Source organism: Enterococcus sp. AZ101, assembly GCF_050499005.1.
Classification (GTDB): domain Bacteria; phylum Bacillota; class Bacilli; order Lactobacillales; family Enterococcaceae; genus Enterococcus_L; species Enterococcus_L ureilyticus.
The window spans coordinates 1859356-1886090 of the sequence record NZ_JBMHEZ010000001.1; the positions used below are offsets into that span (position 1 = coordinate 1859356).

The window sequence follows — 26735 nt, forward strand, 5'->3', positions numbered from 1 at the left end:
TACCCTCATTCTTGATCAAAAACCTGATAATAAGTTTATTGAAGTCTGTCGTTCCCTTGACTGCGAATTAGATTGGTAATAAAAAATCGATAATGCAGCGTATTGACTGTTTTTCACAGCACTTTAATACGCAACATTATCGATCGACTTTTTTACTAAATTAGTTATTTTTCCCTATAAAATCTTACTGTATTTGAAACAGAGACAATACTATACAAAAGCGAATCTTCATAGTCTTGATCTAAATTAATATCCAAATGGTCATTGAACATCTCTTCATACTCTGAAATCGACAGGATTTGTCGTTCATCTAGTTGTTTTTGATGAAGATCAGTCAATAAATATTCTTCATAACCCTCAACAAGTTTCCCACTGAAGAATTCAGCTACAGCACCAGATCCATAACTAAAAAGACCAATTTCATCTCCTGCATTCAACTGACCATTTTCCAACAACGAAATCAACCCAAGATACAAAGATCCAGTATAAAGATTACCGACTTGGCGACTATAGGTAATACTTGCTTCATATTTTGTTAGAATACGTTCTTGTTCTTTTGATGATTCAGCTTCCAACGCAGCTAATAAGGCTTTCTTCCCCATTTTTGTATAAGGTATATGAAAAGCTAGTGCTTGAAAATCCTTGATTGTCTTTTTATGTCGTTCTTGATATTCATCCCAAACTTTTTGAAAAGCTTCAATGTAGGTTTCATTCGACAATTGTCCATCAACCATCGGGTAATCATGACCCACAGGTCGCCAAAAGTCATAAATATCTTGTGTTAATGCCACACTATCATCATTTAATTCCAAAATTCTTGGATTAGTTGAGATTAACATAGCAACAGCCCCAGCTCCTTGAGTTGGTTCGCCACCGGAAGCTAATCCGTACTTCGCAATATCAGATGCGACTACTAATACCTTACTTTTGGGATGACGTTGAATATGGGCTAAAGCAAATTGTAGAGCTGCGGTTCCTGCATAACAAGCTTCTTTTATTTCGAATGCACGTGCAAACGGTTGAATCCCTAACAAACGATGTAAAACGACAGCTGAGGCCTTCGATTCATCAATACCAGACTCCGTTCCTACGATTACCATATCGATTTGTGCTTGATCTTCTTCTGTTAAAATATTTTTTGCAGCATTTGCAGCAAAGGTCACGATATCTTGTGTTTTTTTATTAACAGCCATTTTATCTTGTCCGATTCCGATATGGAATTTATTTGGATCGACCTCTCTTGCTAATGCTAAATCGGTCATATCCACATAATATGGTGGGACAAAAAAACTAATTTTATCTATGCCAACGTTCATTTTATATCTCCTTTGTCATTATTCTCATTCATTACCTCCTATAATTTATCATATAATCGAGGAAGATTGGTAGAAAAAAGGATAATTTAAAATTTGTTAAAGAATTTAAGAAGTTTTTTTATTATGATTTATAGAGTATTCTTTTTTCACAAACCATGGTATATTTCATATTGGAGGTGACGTCGTGGAAATCGTAATTATCGACGCCTTGAGAACACCTATAGGGAAGTATCGAGGACAATTAAAATCATTATCAGCAGTTGAGCTAGGAACGGTTGTGACAAAAGAGTTACTTACAAGAAATACAAACGTAGCAAAACATATAAAAAAAGTCGTCTTTGGCAATGTATTGCAAGCAGGAAATGGGCAAAATCCTGCAAGACAAATTGCTATCAATAGTGGATTAAGTTTTGAAATCCCTGCTTTTACAGTAAATGAAGTTTGCGGATCTGGAATGAAAGCGCTCAGTTTAGCAAAACAAGCGATTCAATTAGGTGAAGCGGATGTCGTTTTAGCTGGCGGAACAGAAAGTATGACAACAGCTCCCGCTATCACGTATAAAGAAGATGATACTTATTCGAAACCTGTTCCCACTATGATTGTAGACGGTTTAACAGATGCATTTAGTGGAAAAGCGATGGGAATGACAGCAGAAAATGTTGCAGAACAATTTAATGTTACTCGTGAAATGCAGGATACCTTTGCGCTTCACTCGCAAATAAAAGCTGCCAAAGCGCAAACCAACGGCAAATTTGTGAAAGAAATCGTTCCATTGAATATTGAGGGTACTGTTTTTGAGCATGATGAAGGTATTCGAAAAGAGAGTACTTTTGAAAAATTAAATACCTTAAAAACCGTGTTTAAAGAAGATGGTTCAGTCACAGCTGGAAATGCATCGACAATCAATGATGGTGCTTCAGCAATGCTGCTGACCTCAAAAGCTTTTGCACAAAAACATCATATTCCTTATCTTGCCATCATAAAAGATGTGACTGAAATCGGAATTGATCCAAGTATAATGGGAATTTCACCCATAAAGGCGATCCAGTCCCTATTGGAACGAAATAATATGAATGTCAAAGATATTGATCTATTTGAAATCAATGAAGCTTTCGCTGCTTCTTCTATCGTTGTTCAAAATGAATTAGCAATTCCAGAAGAAAAACTCAATATTTGGGGCGGTGGCATTGCTTTAGGACATCCGATCGGCGCTTCCGGTGCTCGAATCGTCTCGACTTTAGCTCACCAATTAGAAGACACGGACACGCAATATGGTGTAGCTTCGCTTTGCGTTGGCGGCGGTTTAGGGCTTGCGATGCTTATTGAACGACCTAAAAAAAAAACAGCTGATAAAAAGTTTTATCAACTATCAAGAGACGAACGATTAACTTTTTTACAAGATAATGGACACCTCTCTCCAGAAAACAGACAAGAGTTAGAAAATATGTCTTTAGATGAAGATGTTGCTAATCACTTAATCGAAAATCAAATCAGTGAACTGGCGTTGCCTATGGGCGTTGTTACGGATGTTTTAGTAAATGATAAACATTATCAAGTCCCTATGGCAACAGAAGAACCCTCCGTTATTGCCGCATGCAGCAATGGGTTTAAAATGTTGCGAAAAAACGGTGGTATTCAAAGTAAACTTGCCGAAGGACTACTAAGAGGGCAAATCGTCTTTATGAACGTTACTAATGGCACTGTCATAAAAGAGCGCATCGAACGCTCTTCTAACGAAATTTTCATTCAAGCTGAAAAAAGCTATCCTTCTATTGTAAAACGTGGTGGTGGTTTAAAACGAATTCAAGTCCGTCAGTTTCCAGAAGATGATAGGTATTTATCAGTGGATTTACTTGTTGATACAAAAGATGCGATGGGAGCGAACATTCTAAATTCTATTTTAGAAGGCGTAGCCAATCTATTCCGTCAATGGTTTGATGAGGAAATTCTATTTAGTATCCTAAGTAATTATGCAACCGAATCACTAGTAACAGCAACTTGCACCATTCCATTTGCTAGTTTGAGTAAAACAGGAGATTTGGCTTCTGGAAAATTAATTGCAGAAAAGATTGCTGCAGCTTCAAAAGTAGCTCAACTAGATCCTTATCGTGCTGCAACCCACAATAAAGGCATTATGAACGGAATTGAAGCGGTAGTTTTAGCCACTGGCAATGATACTCGAGCTGTTGCAGCAGCGGCTCATGCATATGCTGTGAAAGAAAATTATCGTGGGTTAAGCCAATGGGAACTTGTAGAAGATGGCTTAAAAGGGACAATTAAATTACCGTTGGCTATCGGAACAGTTGGCGGAGCAATTCGTGTATTACCTAAAGCACAAGCCGCTTTAGACATCTTAAATGTAAAGACTGCAAAAGAGTTAGCAGAGATAATAGCTGCTGTTGGTTTAGCACAAAATTTAGCTGCATTGCGTGCTTTAGTCACAGAAGGAATTCAACAAGGTCATATGTCTTTACAAGCTCGTTCTTTGGCTATGTCTGTTGGTGCAAAAGGGACAGAAATCGATATCATTGCAGAAAAACTAAAAATAGGTTTGATGAATCAAGAACAAGCTTTAAACCTTTTAACTGATTTAAGGCAGTAATCTCTTTTTAGAACAATATATTGCCAAAACGCTCGAAACAAATGATCTGTTGTAAACTAATAAAAAAATAACCGTGACGAGCCTGAACGGTTATTTTTTTTAGTCTTTTATTCTATCGTCTAACGCTTAAACTTAAATAGCTCTCCATCACCCTCTATAGCAGCTTTTTTTCTCGTGCTTTCGACACAGCTGTAATTCGTGAATTTACCTCAAGCTTGCGGTAGATATTTAGAATATGTGTCTTGACGGTAGCTTCTGAGATAAAAAGTTTTCCTGCCATCTGTTTATTTGTCGCTCCCTTTGCAATTTCAATTAACACTTCATGCTCTCTGACAGTCAATAAATTTTTTTCTGTTACATCACAAACAGCTAATAACTGCTGATGAAACGCTTGTTCTTTGGGTTCCAATTGTGTGGCAAGCTCTTGACTAAACTGTGTATCAACCTGACAAATCACTTCTTTATAGAAAAAAAATGGGGCTTTGATTTCATTATCACTGGCATAATACAAGCTTTCAGAATATACATTTTTCAGTAGGCGTTGATCAGCATTAGGTTGCGCTAAAAGAATGGATAACTTTAATAAATTCGCTTCAATAATCTTAAGAAAAATCTGATTTTTAAGACTTTTGATCAGGATCTGATCAATCACTTCTAATGCTTGCTTGGGCTGTTGTCGTTTCACTAAAATCATACTATAAAATAGCTGATTATTTAAACTTTGATTCGTGATATCTTGATGATATTGCGCTACAAAAGAGTCTTGAAAAGCTTTGCTTAATTGATTGTGCTTTAAACAATATTTCAACAAAATAGATTTTGCTAACACATCATAGTGTCCAGATGACTCATCCTCTATTTTTTGAACTACTTGAAAGGCTTCAGCTGGTCGATTAGCTAAATATAAGAACTCTGCTTGATTATAAAGATAGACTGACCTAACATGTTCATGCTGTTGCTGACTCACTTTCAGTAAATTTTTTTCAGCATTTTCTAAATCTAAGCGTTTCAGATAAATTCCAGAAATGGTGATATGAAAAGTGAGTAAATAATTCCTTTGAATGGATTTGCCATATTTTCCTGCTTCAATTGTTTGTTTGGTTGTTTTTAATAACATCAAACTTTTATTTAATTCCCCAATTTCTTCATATAACTGAGCCAAGAGGGTTTGATTATAGTAAAGTAAAAACGAATTCTTAGTCACTTGATTTAAAGCCATACTTCCTTCAACTAATTCAATAGCTCTAACAAATTGATCGCGAAAGTATAGAATCGTTGCGTTTTTTAATAAAATAAACGCTTTTGATGTGGATGTTAGCTGTAATTGATGAATTTTGCCAACAGGAATCGGTAGTTGTTCAATTGTAAATTCATGGATACCTAATAATACTTTAATTCCGGCAATCGCCTTAATTTCATTTTTTTCAGGATACTTTTTTTCTAAGGCATCAATGAGTTGTTGACAAACCGAATACTCTAAATTCGAATGATGATAAAAAAGCTTTTGATAGGCAAAATCAATATTTTGAATGGCTTTAGAGATGGGAACCATTCCAACATAATAAGCAGAGCGAATCGTTTGTGGCAAGCTTAGCATGATCTCCATCAGCTACGTATAATCTTGGATTTCAAGTAGTAACCGCATTCCTTCATCTAAATCTCCTTGCTGAATAAATGAGCTTGCAGCAGCTTGTTTAATCCTTATTTGTTCTGCTAAAGCTTGCTTTTCAAACTTGATCATTAAAAAATCTTTTAAAATTGGATGATACTGATAAATTTGATGGCTGATATCGACACATTCAATCAACAAATTTTTATGCATTAAATGAACCATCTGTTGATGAAAGCTTATTTCAGGTAAAATCGCACCACTAAGGGCTTCATTTAAATAAGAAAAAGAAGCCGTATTTATTAAAAACACCTGTTCTTCTGTTGTTAATTGCTGAAAAATCTCTTTAGATAAATAATCAGATAGCACTTTATCATTTTTTTCTAATTCTTTTAGCTTCATCATGCCTGTTCGAAGATTGGCCGCTACTAAGAGCTGTAAACCACCTATCCAACCATCTGCAATCGTGATGAATTGTTGCTTCTCTGCTTGCGTTAAAGCTGTTCCCGCAGCAGCTTCAACAAATAGGCGTGCCTCATTCTGTGATAAAAAAAAATCCTTTTCAGCAATATATTGTAATTGGTCATCCATTTCAAGATCGCCTAAATAAAGCTTAGGACGATGTCTGGTTAAAAGTAAAACATGTACGGTAGCTGGCATTTGTGATAAAAATAGTTCAAATGATTGCAGCACTTCTTCATTTTCTATCAAATGAAAATCATCTAAGACTAAAAAGAAATCATCACTTTCAAATAAACCATTACTTAAAAATGACACCCCATCTTCTATTGTTTCCTTATTTACTGTTGCCTGGAAAAAGACTAAAAATTCCTGTTTTAATTCCCCTAATTGTGTTTGTAAAACTTCAACTAAATAGCTCCAAAAAACGTAAAGATGATTACAATCTTTGCCTAAACTCACCCATTTTACCTGCTCCTTTGGATAATCTGACAAAAAAGCTGTTACGACTGTGGTTTTTCCTCGACCTGCTCCTGCTTCTACCACAAGTAATTTTTTAGCAGTAATCCCATGAATTTTATTCACCAACAATGGTCGATTGACTAATTTTTTTCGAATTTCAGGTTGTCTGATTCTACCATTTAATATTCTTTTTTCCATGCTGACTACTCCTTTTACCTGCTAATATTACTTCTAGTATAACAGGAATTCTTATCTTCTCACATAATCTTTTCGTGTTTTCAATAAGGCAAATAGGAATAAGATAATGGTAAAAATAAGCAAATAGGAGATATTTGTTACCATGGTCGTCATTGATGCCCCATTTTCTAAATTTGTAACGATGTCTAAATACCTTTTTTGTGGTAAAAATTGAATCAAGTAATCTAGCCATTTGTTCCCATCTTTAAAAGAGAAAAAGCTACCAGAAAGCATTGTGGTAATAATGACAAGAATAGAGCCTAACATATTTGAACGATCACTATCATTAAAGAGTGAAGCCATAAATAAAGAGAAAGCTGTCGCAAATAGACAAATGAATCCGAACAAATAAAGATACTCAAATAATCCGAAACCAATATCTACTTGGAAAATAAACTTAGCCCCCACAATCATACATAGGAGTGGCAGAAATAACAAGGTAAAGGAAAATACGGTATGTCCTAGTAAAACCTGCATTAAAGAAGTGGGCGTTGTGGTAATCCGTTCAAGTAGATGCTTCTCTTTATCTTCACTAAAAGTAAACATATTTGTTAAACTGGCCATTAATAAGAACATAAGTAAATAACCAATAATCATGCTACCTACGCCTCTTGAGGCAGTGAGTGTCGTCTCATTTTCAGCAGTTCCTGCTAGTAACTGTTCTAACTTTACTTGAAGTGCCTCATTTTTTATTGTTTGTACTGTAAGATGCTCCTCTTCTTTTTGAACGACTGCATCATAGGTTCCTTTAATTAGCTCTGAAGTTAGTGGCACTGCTTTTAAGTAGGTTACATCCAGTGCTTCTGATGAAACTGTCCATTCATTTGGCTCTCCAACAAACCCAATGCGTAACGTCTCTTTCGAATGCCCACTCATAAAGATAGCAACACCAAGTACCACTATCATTAAAGCAAACATCACTAAAATACGTGCTTTATTTTCCAAAGCTCTACGACAATCATTTTTAATAGTCGTTTTCATAAGTAATCCTCTCCTTTAAATAAGCCACCACAGCATAAAATAAGTAACATGGACACACCTATAAGTAGGCACATTGTTTTAAAAAAGCCAGTTGTAGCAGTATCGTAAATGAGTGAAAAGATCAAATCTACGACTTTTGTTATGGGTGAAAACTTGCTGACGGCTACCACTTGTTCACCAAGACTTGCTATTGGAAAAAACAAACCAGATAAGATGGCAAATAAAGTGGTCACAATCCCAATAATTTGATTGGCAACCCCTTCACTTTTAAAGAGGCAACACATTAAAACACCAACGCAACTAAAGAAAAAGTCTACTGCTAAAAACAGTGCCCAAATTTTTCCAAGGTGCGCACTGCCAAAGTTTACACCTAAGATAATATGCAGGATGCCCCCAGCAATCGTATAAAAAACGGTGGTAAAAAGGAAGGTGGCAATTATTTTGGATAGGGGAATATAAAATTTTTTGATGGGTGAATAGATAATCCGCAAATTAGGCTGCCTAATTCTTTCCTCTAAAAAAGAATTGGCCGAAAAAGTAGCAGCATATAAGGTACTATAGAGCAACATTGTCACACCATAATAATCATAGCTTGTAATACTATTCCCATATACCCCTTCATTCAAGACGCCTAAAACAGCTGTTAATAAGAAGGGAAAGCCAATGCCAAAAAATAGCCACATTGGGTTAATAAATAAATTAATGGTATCTCTTTGAACAATTCTTAGAAAACGATACATGATTGAACCCCTCCTAATCTCTTAAGGAACGTCCTGTTAAATCTAAAAAGACGGTTTCCAAATTATTTGATTGTATCTCAACATTTTGAATTTTTTGATTTAATTGAATTAAAACACTGATGATTTTATCTAAGTTTTCGACTCCTTGAATCGTTGTCGCGATTAATTGTTGCTTCTCCATTTTCACTTCTTTAAGCCCCTCAATGTGATAAAAATCATCTAAGGAAAAGACTGTGCTAGTTGCTAATTCAATGACAATATTTTTTTCACCTGATAAGGCTTTTAAGGATTCTTTTGTTCCTTCTGCAATCATTTTTCCATGATCCATAATAATAATCCTGGTAGAGATTTCTTCAACTTCTTCCATATAATGCGTGGTATATAAAATGGTCATCCCATTTTTTTGCATTTTACGAATGGCAGCTAAAATATGATTACGAGATTGAGGATCAATGCCCACGGTTGGCTCATCCATAATCAATAATTTTGGTTGATGAGCAATGGCGCAAGCAATATTTAAACGACGCTTCATCCCCCCTGAAAATGTATTGGCTTTTTCTTTACGGTGTGCAGTCAACCCTACCGAATGTAAAGCAAACTCAATTCCTTCTGCTAATGCAGTGCCTTTTAGTCCATATAATGAGGCAAAAAAACGAATATTTTGCTCTGCGGTTAAATCTTCATATAATGCTAAATCTTGTGGCACCATTCCTAGCTTCTCTTTGAAGCCTTTGATGTTCTTCTCAATCGGTTTCCCTTGATATAAGATTTCGCCTGAATCATAGCCTAAAGCGCCACAGATAATATTGATTGTCGTACTTTTAGCAGCACCATTGGGGCCTAGAAGACATAAAATTTCTCCCTGCTTAATTTCAAACGATATCCCTTGTATGACTTGTTTTGCTTGATAACTTTTTTCTAAATGTCTTACTTCTATTAATGGTTGCATTTGTCCATCTCCTTTATGTCTTTAGTATAGAAAAAGAACTATAAACTGCCTATCAACCGAACGGATGATATTTTAAAAAAATGTTTATTATATTTTCTTGATTTAAGAAATAGTTACTAATTGGTTAAGAGACCAAATAAGAGATGCTTGGTATAGTTATGGTGCTGAAAGGAAACCAACTATTACTGATAACTAACATACTTTGTACACCTTCATTTTCACAGGAAATAAGAAAAAACCTATGATAAAATTACTATCATAGGCCTTCTATTTATATTTTCTTACTTTAACTACTTTGTATTGTTTACTAAGAAACTTTTTGTCAGCCCTGTTTTCAAAACTGGATAACCTAACGAATCAACGAAACAATATCTTTCTTCGCAGCACTTTTGGCTGGTAACCAACTAAAAATAATCCCGATTCCAATCGAAAGAATTAAAGCTAACATAGCCGTAAAGAAATCTGGAACGATTGTAAACGGTGTAACCATTCCGACTACATAACCAATCAACATGCCAAATGCATACCCAATTGCGCCACCAATCAAAGTCAGTGTGATGCCTTCCAGCAAAAATTGCATCATGATATTATTTTTAGTCCCACCCATCGCACGACGGACACCAATCTCTTTCGTTCGTTCAGATACAGAGATATAAATCATGTTCATAACACCAATCCCTGAAATAAACAATGAAATACCACCAATTATTGAAACAATAGCGGTAATTCCAGTTAGAATCATCCTAAGTTGACTAACTTGTCCAGCAAGGTCTTGGCTTTCATATGCGCCCATATTTCTAAGTGATCCATATTTATCCAACATTTTTTCTATGTCCTTTGTTACTAATTTAGGATCAGCAACCGTATCTAATTTAACCAAAATCGAATCTTTCGGACTTTCAAAATATTCTTCATAACTTGCTGAAGGTACTTCTACAACAACATAATCTTCTTGTGTTGAAATAAATCCAGAATTATCACGATCTTCCATGATACCGATAACTTCAAAAAGCTGTCCTTGAATCGTTACACTTTTCCCAATCAATGATTCAGGATTGTCTTTTTTTATAGCTTTGGCAATCGTTTCATTAATGACAATTACTTTATTTCGATTGATATTATCCGTGCTCTTTATTTTTCGCCCATAAATAGTTTCTGTACCATCTGATCCTAGTAATTTAAATGAGCCTTGCGTTGATGCAGTGCTTGCTTCATCAATTTGCTGTGAATAGTACTTAGCACCTTTCTCTTCGTTATCATAGTACTCAACGGATTTAACACCGTCCACATTTTCAATCCGCTCGAAATCAATTTCAGAAAAAGAAGCTAAATTAGTTTCATAAAACGATTGATCTTTCGGAGCAAAGTTAAAATACACGCTGGAGTCGTAATTATCCAATCCTATAAAATCAGCCGCATACCGCTCAAATCCACGTCCAATTGAAAAAATCGTAATAACCGAAGAAACTCCGATGATCAAACCGATCATCGTTAGAAAACTGCGCCTTTTATTTTTCAAAATAGATTTCAACGATGTTTTCCAAATTTCACTAAAACGCATAGCCTGCTCCTCCTTCAATAATCTCACCATCTCGAACAGTGATGATCCGTTTGCAGTATTGGGCGGCTTCACTATCATGGGTAACCATCAATATCGTAACTTTTTCTTCATCATTCAATCGTTGGAATAATTCCATAATATCAGCTGAAGTATGAGTGTCCAAAGCGCCAGTCGGTTCATCCGCCACAATAAAATTAGGATTTCCAACAATCGCTCTGGCAATTGCAACTCTTTGCTGCTGCCCACCAGAAAGTTGTTTTGGCAGTTTGTTGTATTTGTCTGGAATGCCAACTTTTTCTAAAGCTTTCATTACCAATTCTTTGGTATTTCCATACCTCATTCCTCCGTATAACAAGGGTAAAGCGACGTTTTCAAAAACCGTATTATTTTCAATCAATTGAAACGATTGAAAAACAAACCCTACTGATTTATTCCGAATTTTTGATAGCTTATTGTCATTATAGCTATAAGCATCTTCGCCATTGAAAAGATAACTCCCTTCAAAACTACCGTCTAAAAAACTTATTGTATTCATCAAAGTGGATTTTCCTGACCCTGATGGTCCCATGATCGCAACAAATTCATGTTCTTGTATTTCTAAATTAATATCTTTTAAAACATGAATTCTTTCTTGATCTAATGAATAATATTTGTTGACATGCTCCATTTTGATCATTGAACTGCCACTTCCATTCCATCTTTGATTCCTTTAACGTTTTTAATAATTTTATTTCCTTCGTCTAAGCCGCTTTCCAAAGTGTAAAAGCCATCTTCTTCCTTGACAGTTACTTCTTTTTGTTGTGCTTTTTTATCTTTAATCAGATAAGCAAAAAATTTCCCATCTTTTTCCTGAATACTTTTCGTTGGCAAATGAATCTCATTTCGAGGAATTAGGATTTCTACACTGTAGCCTAACGGAATATTCTCATCTGGTTGCGCAGTAAAATCATAGTTTACAATGGTAGCTGAATTGCTTGTTGCATTTGTTGAACTAGTGTCATCAATAGCATTTATTTCAGAAATTGTAGTGATTTTCCCAGTTACTGATTTATTTTGATTTACATAGTCGATTTTAATCTCCATGTCTTTACTTAATTTCTCTTTGTCATATTCTGTAACCGTACCTTTAATTTCATTTTCAGTACTTTTTAATACCATTACGGGTTTAGAAGGATCATTTTTTGCATCTTGATTCATTGTGGCGATAATACTGTCTCTTTCAGCTTTAATTTTTTCGCCCCATTCATAGGTTACTAAGACAGCATCTTTGGTTACATGGTCTCCTAAATTATAATGAATTGTTTTGACTGGTCCTTTGTCTGTACTTAGTAAAACAGACTGAGTCCACTTAGCTTGGACTTGTCCTTTTAGATGAAGTGGTGTTTGTTTTTCTACCTCATATAGGCTAATACTCTTAGCTGTTTCAGTTTCTTTTGACTGTGTATTCTGATAGACAAAAACACCTACTCCTAAAATAATAATAGCCCATGCCCCTATCAACAATTTCTTTTTCATTTCTCAATCTCCTACTTTCATTATTTTGTTTACTTAGTCATTATAAATAACGAATGTTTTTTTATCATCATTCTATAGCCTGATTTTATAGAGGACTTTAGGTGGAGTTTTTTTAATCATAACCCTAGTGATCTTTTGTAAATAGATTAATAACAACTGAGGACTGAAAAATCATTAAAAATTGCGATTAAGTCCACAGATACAAGTAAACTAACAAAAAGTTTGATAGATTTAATCAAAATACTTATATAAGGAAAAAAAGCCCAATATGAAATTAGACTTTACATACTGCCCTTATTGATAAAAAAATAGAACATCACCAATCAATCGGTGCGTCTTCGAACCAATGGCGGTCTATTTTTTTATCTTGATTGAGATAAGTAATAGAGATTTTTTTGATTCCTACTCTTTCCTTTCATTCGAATGTGTATTTCTTTCCTGCTCTACTGGTGATACAATTATTAAAAAAGGAGTGATTGTTTTGCCAAAATTTATTAGTCGTTTAATCTCTCGTCATTTATTTTCTTACCTAGTAATTGTTGCTGCTTATTTTTATTCCATTAATAAATTTGATCGTTTGCCCTCTTTTGTTTCTGGGCTATTTATTCTTTTTGTAATCATATCTATAGCAGAATCCAATTATCAACAATACCTTGAAAATAAAGCAAATGGTAAAAAATCCCAAACGTTTAAACAGTTTATCCATAATGTTGATTGGCCTATTGTTATTGTTGTAGCAGGTATTTGTATTCTAGCTTATGTAGCCCTGGTAATTTTAAGCTTTAAAATTTAATTATCAGCTTGTGCTGTCTCTTGCAATTCTTCGACTATTTGAATGAGTGTTACTGAATATGTTGGTTCGATTAATACATTATTAAATTTGTAAATCCCCCTCTTTAGGGTGATGAGTAAACCTGTCAATGGCATTCTTCTCCTTATCTAATTTCCACACGAAACTCATCCAGATCCCGCCATTTAATGGAAAAGCGTTCGCCACGTTTAAACATTTTTATTTATTCATGCTCATGAACACTTCTTTTGCATCATGATTAAAGGTGTTCTTATTTTTATACAAAAAATAAGCCAGATGCCAATCAATTCGACTGGTATCTAGCTTTTTTATTGGGACTTATGCGTCCCAAGCTCTTTCACACTTTTTCACTCGGGCAATCTAAGAAACACTTATCTTCTAATTTCTTTAATCATTACCATTGAACGGACCGCTAACAACTACTTTACCAAGCATGTGACCACTTTCAACATCTTTAGTTGCTCGTTTCAGATTAGCTGCATTGATCCCGTCTGAATACACTTTACTCAAAGTTGTAGTCAGCTTGCCCTTATTTGCTAGGTCGGCAATCACTCCCAAAACCTGACCTTGCGTTTCAATTGCATAATCATGATCTGTTTTAGCAAACACATACTCCCAGTCAAAACTAACAGACAAGTTTTTCCATTCACTTAAATTAATCGGTTCATGGATCCCGACAATTGTTCCTACATGACCAAAGGGTTTCACCAAATATCTGATTTGATCTAAGTAACGTGTAATGTCAAACAATACAGCGATATGATTTACATCAAGAACTCCTAGTTCTCGAAAACTACTCCTTAGATCTTTATGATAATCTAGAGGATAATCCACGCCTATTTTTTTTAACCATTCAAAGTTTTCAGGACTAGAGGTAGCATAAATTGTCAAACCAGCCCAATGAGCCAGCTGATTTAATATTGAACCGACGCCGCCAGCACCGTTAATAACCAGAATACTTTTACCTTGATTGGCATTTTCTTCGGGAATCAAGCCAAATTTTTCAAAAAGTAATTCATAAGCGGTTAATGAGGTCAATGGCAATGCAGCTGCTTCTTCGTCGGATAGAGTTTTAGGAGCCAAAGCAACGATCCGTTCATCGACTGCTTGATATTCTTGATTGCTTCCTGCTCGTGTAGTGGTTCCTGCATAGAAAACTCGATCGCCTAATTCAAATTTTTCTACTTCTTTTCCGATAGCGAGTACTTCACCGACCGCATCAAAGCCTAAAACGCGCAGTGCATTTCTTTTAAGAGTATCTTGACGTAATTTTATGTCTACTGGATTGACAGAAACGGCCTTTACTTTTATTAATAAATCACGAGGTTCTAGATCAGGTATTCCTTCTTTTTCATCAATAAAGCTTTGAGAATCCTCAATTGGCAGACCTTCAAAGAAGCCAATTACATGCATATTTTTTTTATCTGACATAAAAATTCCTCCTGTTCTTTGTAAGAAAATGCCTATTCTTTATTTTAAGCGGCTAAACAAATTATGAATTAAGAAAATGTTGGAACTAGCATCTAGACAGCCAGCAGTTATCGTTACTTTTCAACCATAAAAACCGATTTTGTTCACAGCGTTCGAATTTAGAGTCCGTAATTATTTTACTTTTGCAGGGTTCTTACCAATGAATATCCGGAATAAACTGTAAGGTTTTTCTCGTTGGTCTTCACCCTTGTGAAAGCCAGCTTGTCGCTGTAATTGGTTGGCATTAAAATATAAATATTGATCAGGACCAATTGATAAGGTGTCAGGCCACAAAATACGAGGGTCGTGGGTTAAGGTTTCCATTGAGCCGTCGGGATTGATGACGCGAATACTATTATTTTCATAGTCACCTGCATATAGGGTACCATCTTCTGCTGTAATCATGCCATCAGAAGCCCCTTTTTCACCCCAGTCTTTAACATGTGACTCTAGTTCATTGTCATCAATGTCTTTGTTAAAGATCAAGTCAGTTTCGAGTGAGTACAAATGCCGACTAGACAAGGGACTGAAGAACAAGGTATCGCCATCGTGAGAAATTGCAATCCCATCAGCCGCTACTTGCCAAGCGGAAGTTGAGCCATCAGCTTCACGATTCATCAAAATTTCACCTTCTACTTTAGGAACAAATTCTGGATCAACCGCAGTTGAGTGAGTCCCATCCAAAATACGAAACGCATCACCAGTACCTAAATCAACCACAATCAACGCACCTGGTCCGGTAATGGAAGAATCGGTAATATATGCTACGCCTTCAGAACCACGACGCAAATCAATCCGTACATCATTCAAGTAAGTAGACTCAAGAACTACATCTGTTGAGAATGTATATATCTTGCGAATTTGATTTGTACTTAGGTCAACCGCAACCAATTTTGCTCCTCCTTTAACAGGAACATCAAAATTGGGTGCAGCAGTATCCAATACCCACAAAGTACCTTCGCCGTCAGCAACAATACTTTGTACACTTAGGAATCCACTTTCAGGATTTTTTGGATCAAAAATATTAGCTTCTTGACTAGGATAAGGAACTAATTTATCATCCACTATTTCGACCACGGTTGCTTTGACATTGTCGCCCCATTCAGGGAAATTTATAAAAATTCTTCCAGTTTCTGATATACTAACACCAGTTGGCATTTCGTCGTAAAATGCATGGACTTGTTCTAGTTCGCCGAAATATTTTTCTTTTGGATAATTCATCTTGTATCTCCCTTTCTAACGGATAAAAATTATTTCACTTCTACTTCAAAATTTAAAACACCATATGCTAAGACATGACCAAACATATTAAAGCCTAAAAATGCAGGGGTAGAATCCTCAGGATTTTCTACTTTATCAATATCTAAAGCCCAAACAGTTAAGAAATAGTGATGTACACCATGGCCTTTAGGAGGTGCAGCACCGATATATTTTTTTACACGCGCATCATTTGGCAACTGAATCGCTCCTGATGGCAATTTTGAGTTGGATTTGTTGCCAGCATCCTGTGGCAATTCACTAACTGAGGCCGAAATATTTAATACTGCCCAGTGCCAGAATCCTGATCCGGTGGGTGCATCTGGATCGTACAAGGTAACAACGAAGCTCTTCGTGGTATTTGGAGCGTCTGACCAGCTAATCTCTGGGGAAATATCTTGACCACCTTCGATACCTAAATCACCAGACATAAATTTCACATTGGAAAGTGCGCCATCAACAATATCTTTACTTGTAACCTCGAATGATGAGACGTTTTGTAAACCTAAAAATGGATCATTCATATTACATCTTCCTTTGATAACTAATATTCTATTTTGTGACATCACTAGATTAAACCTCACCAAATAAAATGTAAATTAGGGAATTTTTTATACCTTTGATCCTTATGCTAGCACTAGTTTAAAATTACTCAAAAATCCTGTTTGCCAGATTTCTTCTGATTTCAAATAAACCTGACCATAATCAACCAGCCATCCATGCAAGTTCTGCGCCTGTTGATTGGTAAAGTCAGATGGTAGCTCAATTAACGACTGTAATTTAAGATAGGTGAGCGCCTCTTCTAGTCCTAAATGGTTAAAAATTCGTTGTGCGTATTTATCAGCAATAAATACGATTTTCTTAAAAACAAAAACCAGTAATACATCGGCAGTTTCATGTCCGATCCCCTGAATATTCAATAGCTCTTCACGCAACACAGTCAAATCTTTTTCTTGTAAAGTGGCAATGTTATAATCGTAGCTTCGAAACCAGACAAAGACTTCCTTTAACGTCTGTGATTTATTTTTGTAAAACCCGCTAGGACGGATTAAGTCCTGCAGTACCAACAGATCAATCTCCGCTAATTTTTTCGGTATAAAGCCAATTTCATTTCTAATATTAATTAATGAATAATCAACATTTTTCCAACTAGTATTCTGAACTAAAATTGAACCTACCACGATTTCCCATGGGTTCTCCGTATTCCACCAGATAGAGTGATCCATCGCTTCACTCAATGTTTGATATAATTCTTCGATATTTGTAATCATTTTTTCTCCTTTGAAAATAGCCCTCGTTATTCCAAGTTTCTTTGATTAATAGCAATTTAAACATTCTTCTTCAAGGGTACCCGCATTTTTGTGATTAAATTCCTCTCCCCAACTGTATAATTGTTCAATCACATTTTTTAATGAATTACCATATTCGGTCATACCATATACAACCATTAGGGGCTTCTCTTGAACTACCTTGCGATAAATCAAACCATCCCTTTCTAAATCTTTCAATTGTAGAGAAATCATTCTTCTAGTTATTCCTGGAATAAGCTTCTGCAACTTGTTATAGCGACATTCGCCATCAAACATCAAATGGTATAAAATAACACTTTTCCAACGACCTGAAATTAATTGTAAGGTTGATTCAACAGAACAACCATTTTCGCAATTGTATATTTTTCTTGTCATAATAACTTTGCTCCTCTTAGTTATGTCTGCGATTATAATAAGTAATTACTTACTTTTTGTAAAACAATTCAACTCCTTCCATCAAGAAATGAAAGTATAAAAAAAACCCTGATTTACAAAAAGTTTTTATATTGACTATTTACTTGTTTTATTTATTCTTTGAAAAAAAGAGCAAGATTTTTAAGTACAAAATCTTGCTCTAGTGTCATGCTTCAAGTTTCTGATGTTCACTTGTTTCTACTATTTAATTTTCTAAATTTTGTAAAAGTCTACTTATCTTAATTGGTCGATAATCGTACCCAATTTCAGTTAGTAGCTCTTCCCAATTTTTATTTGTTCGTCTCATAATCGTATCAATTGATGGTAAGGCTTCTCTATCGTATCTTTTCCTAAATTCGGTCATAGATAAGCTTTCTTCCAAGTTCAATCGAACAATTTAATTTTTCAGGCTTGTTAAGAGTTCAAAATCTGTTACAAACCTTCACTTGTGATACCTTCAAATTCAATAAATTCTTGAATTAATACCATCAATTCTAAATCATTTTTTTCTTTCCAAATTGTTCGATGATCTTTTACTGTCATCAGCCACTCACCCTTTCATTTGTAAAAAAGTACTTTGGCTTGTCCATTTTACACCTGCACCAACTGCACAGGTTCTTCTCTATATTTAGTAGACTCATCCCCTAATCTACTAAATTGGGGCATCGTTTTGGTATTTTAGGAATCCTTTTTGTCGTCAATTTCACCTATGATTTCCACCTGTTTTCTGACAACACAGGTAGTCAAGTTGGGATAATCAAGGACAATCACAGCAAATACGCACGATTTTCTTAAACAAAGCCAAAAGAAAAAGCCCTTGATATCAAGGACTTTCGCACTTTTTTCTTACTCGGGCAATCTAAGAAACACTTATCTTCTAATTTCTTTAATACGAGCTGCTTTACCATGTAATGCACGTAAGTAATAAAGTTTCGCACGACGAACTTTACCATAACGAACTACTTCGATTTGAGCAACACGTGGTGTGTGTAATGGGAATGTACGTTCCACACCAACACCATTAGAAATTTTACGTACTGTATAAGTTTCACTGATACCAGCGCCACGGCGACCGATAACAACTCCCTCAAATAATTGGATACGTTCGCGTGTTCCTTCGACCACTTTCGCATGTACGCGAACAGTGTCTCCAGGACGAAACGCAGGAATATCCGTACGTAGTTGTTCTTGTGTTAATTCTTGAATTAATGGATTCATTCTTTTTTCTCCTCATTCCAAACATTCTTATGGCACTGCCACAGCGGAATATCGTAATAGTTGAGCGCTTTGCACTCACTGAAATAGTGTAACATAGCTATTCTTTGCTGTAAAGAGATTTTTCTTGTTACACTTTAAATAGTCCCTTCTATCACAAGCAGATCCAAATATTGTTGCAATTGATTTATCAACTTACCTAGGTGAATGCCATCAATAAGACGGTGATTAACTTGAACTGAATAAGGTAATAACAAATGATTCCCATGTTTTTCAAACTTACCCCATATTACTTTTGGAATCGAATCATCTCGGTCTAAACTTAATTCATTCCCTAAATTTGTAAATGAAAACCACGGTAGACAAGAAAACTGTATCATTGTATCTTGCGGGTACTCTGATTTAGGAAAATACATCTGTTGGGCAGCACTTACTTTTTTCGCTTCATCAGAAAATTCCTTCATCGTTCCTTCAAAATCAAGTGTCATAATATGGAATAGTTCACTGTTTGCTTTTAAATCAGTAAAACTAGGAATTAGATAATCGAGCAAAACTACCTAATTGTCACAAATTTTATAACGAAAGTTTTCGATGCGATTAATGATTTTGGTCGTTGCATATACCAAGCCATAATAAAAGGAAATCTCATTGCATTTTGCGTAGTGATAAAAATGCGTTACGTCAATTTGAGTCGTGATATCATACAGAGGTAGGCTATTACTAGAGAAAAAATCAAAGTGTTCTTTACGCTCCCATTTATTTTGATCAATAACTGTTGCTGGTATGACCATCGATACACCTCCTCTAATATGATTCAATTTAGGCTAATGCTACACTTTTTCATTGTAGATTTCTTCTAACCATTTTAATTGTTGTCCAGTTAATTCTACTTTTTTAAGCATATCTGGTCTACGCTCAAAGGTTCTTCGTAACGACTCTTTTTGCTGCCATTCATCAATTAATTTATGATTTCCATTTGTAAGTACTTCTGGCACGTTCATACCATTGAATTCAGCAGGACGGGTATATTGCGGGTGTTCCAATAAACCTGTTGAATGCGAGTCAGTTTGAGCGGACAATTTATTCCCTAATACATCTGGCAACAAACGAACCGTTGCATCAATCATAACCATCGCACCTAACTCACCGCCTGTCAAAACATAATCTCCCAAAGAAACTTCATCCGTAACAAGAGAACGAATCCGTTCATCGTATCCTTCATAATGACCACAAATAAAAACTAGATGCTCTTCTTCAGAAAATTCCTCCGCCATTTTTTGATTGAATCGTTTCCCCGCTGGATCTAGCAAAATCACACGTTTTTCAGTTTCTGGTGATACTTCTTCGATCCTTCGTAAATTATCATAAATCGGCTGAACCTTTAAAAGCATCCCAGCACCACCGCCATAAGGATAATCATCCACTGACTGATGCTTATTATCTGAGTAATCACGAAAATTGGAAATATTGATTTCCAGTAAATTTTTCTCTACAGCTTTCCCAATGATCGACTCCCCCATTGGGCCTTCAAACATTCTTGGAAAAAGCGTCAATACATCAATTTTCATCGTCAATCAAACCTTCAGGAATTTCTACACGAACGATGCCTGATTCTAAATCAATAGATTTAACAACAGATTCGATATAAGGAATCAACACATCTTTTTTCTTCGGTCTTTGAACAACCCAGACATCATTTGCGCCAGGTGAAAGAATTTCTTTTATCTTTCCCAACTCTTTGTTATTTTCATCCACAACAGTCAAACCAATGATTTCGTGATAATAAAATTCATCCCCAGGTAAATCTGTCAGGTCCTCTTTTGACACTTTCAAAATCCCATCACGATACTTTTCAACATCATTGATCGAAAAATGATCTTCAAAAGTCACAATATCAAAATTTTTATGTTTCCGATGGGTTTTGATCGTTAATTCAATTGGTTCCTTTTTTTCTTGAAATAGCATCAATACCGATCCTTTTTTATAACGCAGCTCTGGAAAATCAGTTTGTGAGATCACACGAACTTCTCCCTTCAAGCCTTGAGTATTGACGATTTTTCCAACGTTTAAATATTCAGTCACTTAAAACCCTCATTTCAATATTTTGTCTTTTTCATTCTACCATTTCTATAGAACGAATTCTATTATATAGAATAAAAAGAAAGCCATTCTAAAAAGAATTACTTTCTTTTTTATCCTATTAAGCGTTAACTCCTGTTACTGTTCCATAGATCAAGAATAAATTCAAGGCAGTTAAAACAACAGCGATGATCCAAGCTAGCACTTTGACCCACATAGGATTGGCAAATTTGCCCATAATTTTTTTATCACTTGTATACATCGTTAAGGGAATAATTGAAATTGGTAATGCGATGCTTAAGAATACTTGGGTATACAATAATAGATCTTCCACTGCTGATTCTCTACCACCATAAAGAATGACACATATAATCACCGGTACGATCGCAATCAGACGTGTGACGACTCTACGCATCCATAAAGGCATTTTTAAATGAATGAAGCCTTCCATAACGATTTGTCCAGAAAGTGTGCCTGTAATCGTAGAATTTTGACCAGAAGCAAGTAATGCAACTGCAAATAAGATACTTAAAACCGGACTAGCAATATTCCCAACAATATCTGGGTTTTTTAATGCATCGAACAAATCTACAAATTTGCCTAAGTCACTATTTGTTCCATAAAATAAAGCGCCACCTAGAATCAGTAATAGGCAGTTGACGATAAAAGCCACAGTTAATTGGATATTTGAATCCCAAATCGTGAAACGAATGGCTTTGGCTTTTTCTTTATCATCATTACGATCGAATTTTCTTGCTTGGGCAATTGAAGAGTGTAAATATAGGTTATGAGGCATAACAGTTGCCCCAACAATCCCTAACGCTAAAAAAAGCATTGATTTGTCACTAGCAATTTTGGGATCAGGGATAAAGCCACGAAGTACTTCGCCAATATTTGGATCAGCCAGTGCTACTTCATATGCAAATACAAAAAAGATAACAGCAATTAAACAGGCTACAATTGCCTCAATTTTTCTAAATCCTAGCTTTGTTAAAAGCAATAATAACAAAACATCGAATGTCGTAATCAATACACCAATCAATAATGGAAAACCAAATAATAATTGCAAAGCGACCGCGCCGCCAATCACTTCGGCAATATCTGTGGCCATGATTGCCAACTCTGTAATAATCCATAAAACGAACCCAGTTTTCTTATTAGTATGTTCGCGTGTCGCTTGGGCTAAGTCTCTACCTGTAACAATCCCTAACTTGGCTGCCATACTTTGAAGTAGCATAGCAATCAAACTCGATAATAAAATAACACTTAATAATGCATATTTATATTCAGCACCGCCAGCAATGGAAGTAATCCAGTTCCCTGGGTCCATATATCCCACTGCTACTAATGCACCGGGGCCGCTATAAGCCATCAATGTCCGCCAAAAACTAGCATTTTTGGGAACATCAACAGTATTATTAATTTCTTCTAAACTAGGACCATTTGCGTAATCCAACAACTTTTCTGCTTCCTTTTTATCTTCTTTCATCATTTATCCTTCTTCCAACTATAAATCATCAGGTTTATATTATTTATTTTTTAGGGACACCATAATATTTAACATAATTATAGACCTCTCATTGTTGCTTGTAAATAGAAAACCTTTGGCTATTTTTTTATTTAGGGCTAAAGTAGGATGTTTCTAGTCGTTCTTTTTTGTATAATGTTTTTAGATAAGTTACCTCCTTACAACTTTGTTCGTAAGATTTGATAAATAACAATGGTAAAATAGATAGAAGACTTTTATACTATAGATAGTAATTTTAAGGAGATGATACAAATGAGCATCGCGCTTTCAAGAAAAATTATCAATTGCATTTCAATCGTGGGGATTATAGCCACAATTGCTGTGACGATTTATTTTATACGATTAGGTGTTTTTAAAGATGTAGACGCTTTGAGAGGGTTAGTGGGTGACTCAGTTATCTTAGGTCCAATACTATTCATGCTGATCCAGATTATTCAAGTGGTGATCCCGATTATTCCTGGAGGCATTAGTTGTGCTGCTGGTGTACTGATCTTTGGTCCCTTCGCAGGATTCATCTATAATTATGTAGGGATTGCGATTGGCTCTGTCATCATTTTCTTATTAGGTCGTCAGTATGGAAAACCGTTTATTTTAAGTTTAGTTAGTGATAAGACTTATAATAAATACATTGGCTGGTTGGATAATGAAAAACGTTTTGAGCGTTTATTCGCTTTAGCAATTTTTCTGCCAATAGCTCCTGATGATGCGCTCTGTTTGATGGCAGGCTTAACTAAAATGTCTTTAAAGAAATTTACATTGATCATTATTTTAGCAAAACCTATTTCCATTTTCTTATATAGTTTAGCTTTGATCTATGGCGGCACATTTTTAAACGGTTTATTAGGCTTTTAGAGCGTAAAAATATATAATAGAAACTGTAATGATAGGATGCAATTGTATCCTATTTTCTTTTCTTCTAATTTGTATAAGGGTGGATCAGATGATGAAATACTTAAAAAATAGTTTTAAAAATATGTTAGATTTTTTCTCAGGGACTTCAGCGTATTTTCGTGATGTTTTATTGATGCATGGTTTTATGCTTTTTGTTCTCTTACCGCTTTTAGCTAGTTCTACTCGTTTTATATTAAAACAAGGAAATATCAGTTATTTATCTTATGATACGATTCCAGTTATTTTGACAAGACATCCAGTCGTTCTACTTGCTTTGATTATTGTCTTATTGATGATTGTCATTGCTGTTTTTTTTGAATATACTTTTTTGCTTTTGAGCATTTTTTTCATAAAGAAAAAAGAACCAATTGCACTGACTAATTTGCTTAAAGGAACACTTCTTCAACTAAAGAAACTTAAATTCAGTACCATTTTGTTCTTTTTATTTTATTTTTTCTTGGTTTTGCCATTGAGTGGATTGGGTTTTAACTCAGATTTACTTGCAAAAATAAAGATTCCAGCATTTATTATGGACTTTATCTTTGCCAATCGTGTAACAATCATTGCATTCGTTATCTTAGGCTATTTGCTCTTTTTCTATCTGTCTATTCGTTTGATTTTTGCCTTACCAGAAATGATTTTAAGGGATGTTCCCTTTCGTCAAGCTGTTACTGAAAGTTGGCGCTCAACAAAACAGCATTTCTTTAAAATCTTAGGACAGTTTATCGTGATCGGTGGTAGCATTCTTCTGGTTTTTATTATCAGTTCGACAGTGATCTTAAGTGTTCAAGCAATTATTGAAACAACATTCCCAAACTACGCTTTAGTGAGTGCCGTTATTGGAATGACGCTTTTACAGTTTATTTTGCTACTTAATATTGTCTTCTCTACTGTGGGAATCTTCTATGTAACAATCGATTATATGGATGACCAAGGCTTTTTGCCAGATTTACCCCAGTGGTTTTTTGATCAGCCACAACAGCAAAAAAAGGAATGGACAGCCATAAAAGTTGGAACATTTGCCTTTATTGCAACGATTTTTGGTATTGGTGTGGGAGCTTATAATACAGACTTTCTAAGTAGACCCTCGTTAACAGAGCCATTAACCATTTCTCACAGAGGAGTCGATGCAGCAAATGGTGTTCAAAATACTTTGACTGCTCTTGAGAAGACAAGTTTAGAGAAGCCCAGTTATATAGAAATGGACGTTCAGGAAACAAAAGACAAACAATTTGTCGTGATGCATGATTTCAATCTAAAAAAACTGACTGGTATAGATAAAAGACCTAATCAATTAACATTAGCTGAATTGACTCAACTGACTGCCAAGGAGAATGGGATGGAGGCGAGTGTTTGCTCTTTTGATCAATATTTAACTAAAGCCAAACAACTCAAGCAGAAGTTATTGATTGAAATCAAAACGACACCGCAAGATAGTCCAGATTTAGTTGCCCGTTTTACCAAGAAATACCGCCCGATTATTTTATCTGAGAAGCATATTCTACAAACGTTGACATTTAGTACAGCAACAGAACTAAAGGAACTGGAACCGCAATTTTATGTTGGTTATATTTTGCCATTCAATATCGTTGGGCCGCCTGTTTCAAACGTAGATTTTTTTACAATGGAATATACGACATTAAACCGAAACTTTATTAATGCAGCCCATAATGATGGTAAAAAAGTCTATGCTTGGACTGTTAATGATGAAGATACGATGACACGTATGATGTTTTATGGCGTGGACGGCATTGTTACCGATGAATTGAAATTACTTAATAAAACAATTAAAACTGATTTAGATGAGCTAACTTATTCAGATAAATTACTTCATTTTGTTATTGGCATTGGCTAAATAAAAAGAGCGAACTATTGAAGTGAGCCCCCTAAGTTAGACCAGAAAATCTAACTTAGGGGGCTTTTTATAGTGGCTAAATATGATTATGACTTTAAAAAATCAGTAGTTGAAGCGTATCAGAGGGGAGAAGGTGGGTATGTGGCTCTAGCTCGCCGATACGGTATTCCAGCTGATTCAACAGTAAGAAAATGGGTAAAGATTGTAGAAAAATTGGACTTTAATGCCTTAAACCGACGTAAAAATAAACAAACTTATTCTTCCCAATTCAAGCAAGATGTCATACACTATTATTTGACTAGCGGTGACTCTTACCTTAATGTCGCATTGAAATATGGATTGCCATCTGGAAATCTACTCCAACATTGGCACCAACTATTTCTGCGTGAAGGCATTGAAGGTCTCTTACCGAAACTGAAAGGAAGGCCTTCAATGACTAAGAAAAAGAAGAAACAAATACCAAAAAGGCCGTTAACGCGTGAACAAGAACTGGAACGAGAAAATGAACTGCTTCGTGCAGAACTGGCCTTCGTAAAAAAGCTCCGAGCTTTAGGGATGAATATCCCAGATCGACTCAAGAACGAGATGCACGAATCATCCACGAACTCCGAAAGGAGTTCCGATTAACGATTCTTCTTGAAGCGACAAAATTTCCTAAAGCGACATATATGTATTGGCAAAAGCGATTGAATCGTGGGAATCCAGATGCCAAGCTAGAGGAAACCATTCAAGAAATCTTCGAAGAAAACGATGGGAACTATGGGTATCGTCGGATTCAAATCGCCCTGAACGAACAGGGAGTAAAGGTAAATCAAAAGAAAATCCGTCGAATCATGCGTAAGCTTGGGCTGAAGAGCGTAAAGTTTACACGCAAATCACGTAAGTACAATTCCTACAAAGGGACTGTTGGACGAGTGGCAAAGAATCGGATTCACAGACGATTTGTTACCTCGGTTCCTCATCAAAAGATTACAACTGATACTTCTGAATTTAAGTATTATGAACAAGATACGAACGGAAAACCTGTCATCAAGAAGCTGTATTTAGACCCATTCCTAGATCTGTTTAACGGGGAAATTCTGTCCTATCGAATATCAGAAAAACCAAATGCAAAGGCCGTTCTTGATGCTCAAAAAGAAGCCATAGAACAAACCGCGGACTGCCCCTATCGTCGGACTTTCCATTCTGACCAAGGCTGGGCTTACCAGATGAATGGTTATAGAAAGCCTTTAGCGGAGAAAAAAATATTCCAGAGCATGTCCCGAAAAGGGAATTGTCTTGACAATTCACCGATGGAAAGCTTCTTTGGTCTATTAAAGCAAGAAATTTATTATGGTGTGATTTATACAAGCTTTAAAAGGTTGAAGAGGGCAATTAAAGAGTGGATTAATTACTATAATCATCACCGAATCAAAACAAGGCTCGGCTGCAGTCCCGTTCAATATCGCAAACGGATGACCGCATAATAACCCGA

23 protein-coding genes and 3 pseudogenes are annotated in these 26735 nt (G+C 35.5%); 5 read left to right on the plus strand and 21 right to left on the minus strand.

Features of this window, described 5'->3' with window-relative positions; translation table 11 throughout:
- Nucleotides 1–164 precede the first annotated feature (164 nt).
- On the minus strand, nucleotides 165–1316 hold the full coding sequence (locus IGJ50_RS08845) for a hydroxymethylglutaryl-CoA synthase (protein WP_069641257.1): 1152 nt from the start codon (nucleotides 1314–1316) through the stop codon (nucleotides 165–167).
- A gap of 184 nt (nucleotides 1317–1500) precedes the next feature.
- Here IGJ50_RS08845 and IGJ50_RS08850 point away from each other — a divergent pair, with 184 nt between their 5' ends.
- Nucleotides 1501–3918: a hydroxymethylglutaryl-CoA reductase, degradative gene (locus IGJ50_RS08850; protein ID WP_429949927.1), complete on the plus strand. Its 2418-nt coding sequence runs from the start codon at nucleotides 1501–1503 to the stop codon at nucleotides 3916–3918.
- A gap of 154 nt (nucleotides 3919–4072) precedes the next feature.
- On the opposite strand, the gene IGJ50_RS08855 is transcribed toward IGJ50_RS08850, so the two are convergent.
- The 8 genes from IGJ50_RS08855 to IGJ50_RS08890 form a co-directional block, all read right to left on the minus strand.
- Nucleotides 4073–5506: a LuxR C-terminal-related transcriptional regulator gene (locus tag IGJ50_RS08855; protein ID WP_429949929.1), complete on the minus strand. Its 1434-nt coding sequence runs from the start codon at nucleotides 5504–5506 to the stop codon at nucleotides 4073–4075.
- A gap of 21 nt (nucleotides 5507–5527) precedes the next feature.
- On the minus strand, nucleotides 5528–6646 hold the full coding sequence (locus IGJ50_RS08860; RefSeq protein WP_429949930.1) for a hypothetical protein: 1119 nt from the start codon (nucleotides 6644–6646) through the stop codon (nucleotides 5528–5530).
- A 51-nt stretch (nucleotides 6647–6697) separates the two neighbouring features.
- The gene (locus IGJ50_RS08865; protein WP_429949932.1) at nucleotides 6698–7666 is read right to left on the minus strand and encodes an ABC transporter permease; all 969 of its coding nucleotides are present in this window, start codon (nucleotides 7664–7666) and stop codon (nucleotides 6698–6700) included.
- A complete protein-coding gene (locus IGJ50_RS08870; RefSeq protein WP_429949934.1) occupies nucleotides 7663–8406 on the minus strand; it encodes an ABC transporter permease in 744 nt (247 codons plus the stop codon). Before IGJ50_RS08870 ends, IGJ50_RS08865 begins: the two co-directional genes overlap by 4 nt.
- A 13-nt stretch (nucleotides 8407–8419) precedes the next feature.
- Nucleotides 8420–9355, minus strand: a complete 936-nt coding sequence (locus tag IGJ50_RS08875; RefSeq protein WP_429949936.1) for an ABC transporter ATP-binding protein — start codon at nucleotides 9353–9355, stop codon at nucleotides 8420–8422.
- A gap of 349 nt (nucleotides 9356–9704) precedes the next feature.
- Nucleotides 9705–10916 carry an ABC transporter permease gene (locus tag IGJ50_RS08880; RefSeq protein ID WP_069641255.1) on the minus strand — a complete coding sequence of 404 codons (1212 nt, stop codon included), beginning with the start codon at nucleotides 10914–10916 and terminating at the stop codon, nucleotides 9705–9707.
- Nucleotides 10906–11592 carry an ABC transporter ATP-binding protein gene (locus IGJ50_RS08885; RefSeq protein WP_069641254.1) on the minus strand — a complete coding sequence of 229 codons (687 nt, stop codon included), beginning with the start codon at nucleotides 11590–11592 and terminating at the stop codon, nucleotides 10906–10908. Before IGJ50_RS08885 ends, IGJ50_RS08880 begins: the two co-directional genes overlap by 11 nt.
- Nucleotides 11589–12431, minus strand: coding sequence for an efflux RND transporter periplasmic adaptor subunit (locus tag IGJ50_RS08890; RefSeq protein ID WP_429949938.1), 843 nt, complete (start codon nucleotides 12429–12431; stop codon nucleotides 11589–11591). The genes IGJ50_RS08885 and IGJ50_RS08890 overlap by 4 nt, the downstream gene beginning before the upstream one ends.
- 481 nt (nucleotides 12432–12912) lie before the next feature.
- On the opposite strand from IGJ50_RS08890, the gene IGJ50_RS08895 reads away from it, so the two are divergent.
- On the plus strand, nucleotides 12913–13224 hold the full coding sequence (locus IGJ50_RS08895; protein ID WP_207121540.1) for a hypothetical protein: 312 nt from the start codon (nucleotides 12913–12915) through the stop codon (nucleotides 13222–13224).
- Here IGJ50_RS08895 and IGJ50_RS08900 read toward each other — a convergent pair.
- The 12 genes and pseudogenes from IGJ50_RS08900 to IGJ50_RS08955 form a co-directional block, all read right to left on the minus strand.
- Entirely contained in the window at nucleotides 13221–13352 is a 132-nt protein-coding gene (locus tag IGJ50_RS08900) for a hypothetical protein (protein ID WP_275579429.1), read from the minus strand. The genes IGJ50_RS08895 and IGJ50_RS08900 overlap by 4 nt on opposite strands.
- Before the next feature lie 277 nt (nucleotides 13353–13629).
- Nucleotides 13630–14673, minus strand: coding sequence for a zinc-binding alcohol dehydrogenase family protein (locus IGJ50_RS08905; RefSeq protein WP_429949940.1), 1044 nt, complete (start codon nucleotides 14671–14673; stop codon nucleotides 13630–13632).
- A gap of 171 nt (nucleotides 14674–14844) precedes the next feature.
- Nucleotides 14845–15933 carry an L-dopachrome tautomerase-related protein gene (locus IGJ50_RS08910; RefSeq protein WP_429949942.1) on the minus strand — a complete coding sequence of 363 codons (1089 nt, stop codon included), beginning with the start codon at nucleotides 15931–15933 and terminating at the stop codon, nucleotides 14845–14847.
- A gap of 29 nt (nucleotides 15934–15962) precedes the next feature.
- Nucleotides 15963–16493 (minus strand): YbhB/YbcL family Raf kinase inhibitor-like protein, encoded by a 531-nt coding sequence (locus IGJ50_RS08915; RefSeq protein ID WP_429949943.1) that lies wholly within the window; start codon nucleotides 16491–16493, stop codon nucleotides 15963–15965.
- A 102-nt stretch (nucleotides 16494–16595) separates the two neighbouring features.
- The gene (locus IGJ50_RS08920; RefSeq protein WP_429949945.1) at nucleotides 16596–17240 is read right to left on the minus strand and encodes an endonuclease III domain-containing protein; all 645 of its coding nucleotides are present in this window, start codon (nucleotides 17238–17240) and stop codon (nucleotides 16596–16598) included.
- 45 nt (nucleotides 17241–17285) lie between these two features.
- Complete coding sequence (locus tag IGJ50_RS08925) at nucleotides 17286–17654, minus strand: winged helix-turn-helix transcriptional regulator (protein WP_429949946.1); 369 nt, start codon at nucleotides 17652–17654, stop codon at nucleotides 17286–17288.
- Nucleotides 17655–17898: 244 nt separating this feature from the next.
- Nucleotides 17899–18126: pseudogene (locus tag IGJ50_RS08930) on the minus strand (hypothetical protein); the annotation flags it as partial.
- 437 nt (nucleotides 18127–18563) lie between these two features.
- Nucleotides 18564–18911 (minus strand): 50S ribosomal protein L19, encoded by a 348-nt coding sequence (gene rplS / locus IGJ50_RS08935; protein ID WP_010761540.1) that lies wholly within the window; start codon nucleotides 18909–18911, stop codon nucleotides 18564–18566.
- A 134-nt stretch (nucleotides 18912–19045) separates the two neighbouring features.
- Nucleotides 19046–19699: pseudogene (locus IGJ50_RS08940) on the minus strand (CatA-like O-acetyltransferase).
- 39 nt (nucleotides 19700–19738) lie between these two features.
- On the minus strand, nucleotides 19739–20476 hold the full coding sequence (gene trmD / locus IGJ50_RS08945) for a tRNA (guanosine(37)-N1)-methyltransferase TrmD (RefSeq protein ID WP_069639701.1): 738 nt from the start codon (nucleotides 20474–20476) through the stop codon (nucleotides 19739–19741).
- Nucleotides 20466–20990 (minus strand): ribosome maturation factor RimM, encoded by a 525-nt coding sequence (gene rimM, locus IGJ50_RS08950; RefSeq protein ID WP_069639700.1) that lies wholly within the window; start codon nucleotides 20988–20990, stop codon nucleotides 20466–20468. Before rimM ends, trmD begins: the two co-directional genes overlap by 11 nt.
- 118 nt (nucleotides 20991–21108) lie before the next feature.
- A complete protein-coding gene (locus IGJ50_RS08955) occupies nucleotides 21109–22476 on the minus strand; it encodes an Nramp family divalent metal transporter (RefSeq protein ID WP_429950063.1) in 1368 nt (455 codons plus the stop codon).
- Between the two features lie 501 nt (nucleotides 22477–22977).
- Here IGJ50_RS08955 and IGJ50_RS08960 point away from each other — a divergent pair.
- The 3 genes and pseudogenes from IGJ50_RS08960 to IGJ50_RS08970 all read left to right on the plus strand — a co-directional run.
- A pseudogene (locus tag IGJ50_RS08960) lies at nucleotides 22978–23367 on the plus strand (TVP38/TMEM64 family protein); the annotation flags it as partial.
- Nucleotides 23368–23458: 91 nt separating this feature from the next.
- Entirely contained in the window at nucleotides 23459–25261 is a 1803-nt protein-coding gene (locus IGJ50_RS08965) for a glycerophosphoryl diester phosphodiesterase membrane domain-containing protein (protein ID WP_069639698.1), read from the plus strand.
- Nucleotides 25262–25333: 72 nt separating this feature from the next.
- Nucleotides 25334–26727, plus strand: a protein-coding gene (locus IGJ50_RS08970; RefSeq protein WP_429949949.1) for an IS3 family transposase whose coding sequence is annotated in 2 segments (ribosomal slippage) — nucleotides 25334–25874 and nucleotides 25874–26727 — 1395 coding nt in all. Because the reading frame shifts where the segments join, the coding sequence is not laid out codon by codon here.
- Nucleotides 26728–26735: the final 8 nt, after the last annotated feature.

Coding starts and splice junctions, on each gene's coding strand:
- IGJ50_RS08845 (WP_069641257.1), bottom strand. CDS start 1,316: ATGAACGTTGGCATAGATAAAATTAGTTTTTTTGTCCCACCATATTAT.
- IGJ50_RS08860 (WP_429949930.1), bottom strand. CDS start 6,646: ATGGAAAAAAGAATATTAAATGGTAGAATCAGACAACCTGAAATTCGA.
- IGJ50_RS08865 (WP_429949932.1), bottom strand. CDS start 7,666: ATGAAAACGACTATTAAAAATGATTGTCGTAGAGCTTTGGAAAATAAA.
- IGJ50_RS08870 (WP_429949934.1), bottom strand. CDS start 8,406: ATGTATCGTTTTCTAAGAATTGTTCAAAGAGATACCATTAATTTATTT.
- IGJ50_RS08875 (WP_429949936.1), bottom strand. CDS start 9,355: ATGCAACCATTAATAGAAGTAAGACATTTAGAAAAAAGTTATCAAGCA.
- IGJ50_RS08880 (WP_069641255.1), bottom strand. CDS start 10,916: ATGCGTTTTAGTGAAATTTGGAAAACATCGTTGAAATCTATTTTGAAA.
- IGJ50_RS08885 (WP_069641254.1), bottom strand. CDS start 11,592: ATGATCAAAATGGAGCATGTCAACAAATATTATTCATTAGATCAAGAA.
- IGJ50_RS08890 (WP_429949938.1), bottom strand. CDS start 12,431: ATGAAAAAGAAATTGTTGATAGGGGCATGGGCTATTATTATTTTAGGA.
- IGJ50_RS08905 (WP_429949940.1), bottom strand. CDS start 14,673: ATGTCAGATAAAAAAAATATGCATGTAATTGGCTTCTTTGAAGGTCTG.
- IGJ50_RS08910 (WP_429949942.1), bottom strand. CDS start 15,933: ATGAATTATCCAAAAGAAAAATATTTCGGCGAACTAGAACAAGTCCAT.
- IGJ50_RS08915 (WP_429949943.1), bottom strand. CDS start 16,493: ATGAATGATCCATTTTTAGGTTTACAAAACGTCTCATCATTCGAGGTT.
- IGJ50_RS08920 (WP_429949945.1), bottom strand. CDS start 17,240: ATGATTACAAATATCGAAGAATTATATCAAACATTGAGTGAAGCGATG.
- IGJ50_RS08925 (WP_429949946.1), bottom strand. CDS start 17,654: ATGACAAGAAAAATATACAATTGCGAAAATGGTTGTTCTGTTGAATCA.
- rplS (WP_010761540.1), bottom strand. CDS start 18,911: ATGAATCCATTAATTCAAGAATTAACACAAGAACAACTACGTACGGAT.
- trmD (WP_069639701.1), bottom strand. CDS start 20,476: ATGAAAATTGATGTATTGACGCTTTTTCCAAGAATGTTTGAAGGCCCA.
- IGJ50_RS08955 (WP_429950063.1), bottom strand. CDS start 22,476: ATGAAAGAAGATAAAAAGGAAGCAGAAAAGTTGTTGGATTACGCAAAT.
- IGJ50_RS08965 (WP_069639698.1), top strand. CDS start 23,459: ATGAAATACTTAAAAAATAGTTTTAAAAATATGTTAGATTTTTTCTCA.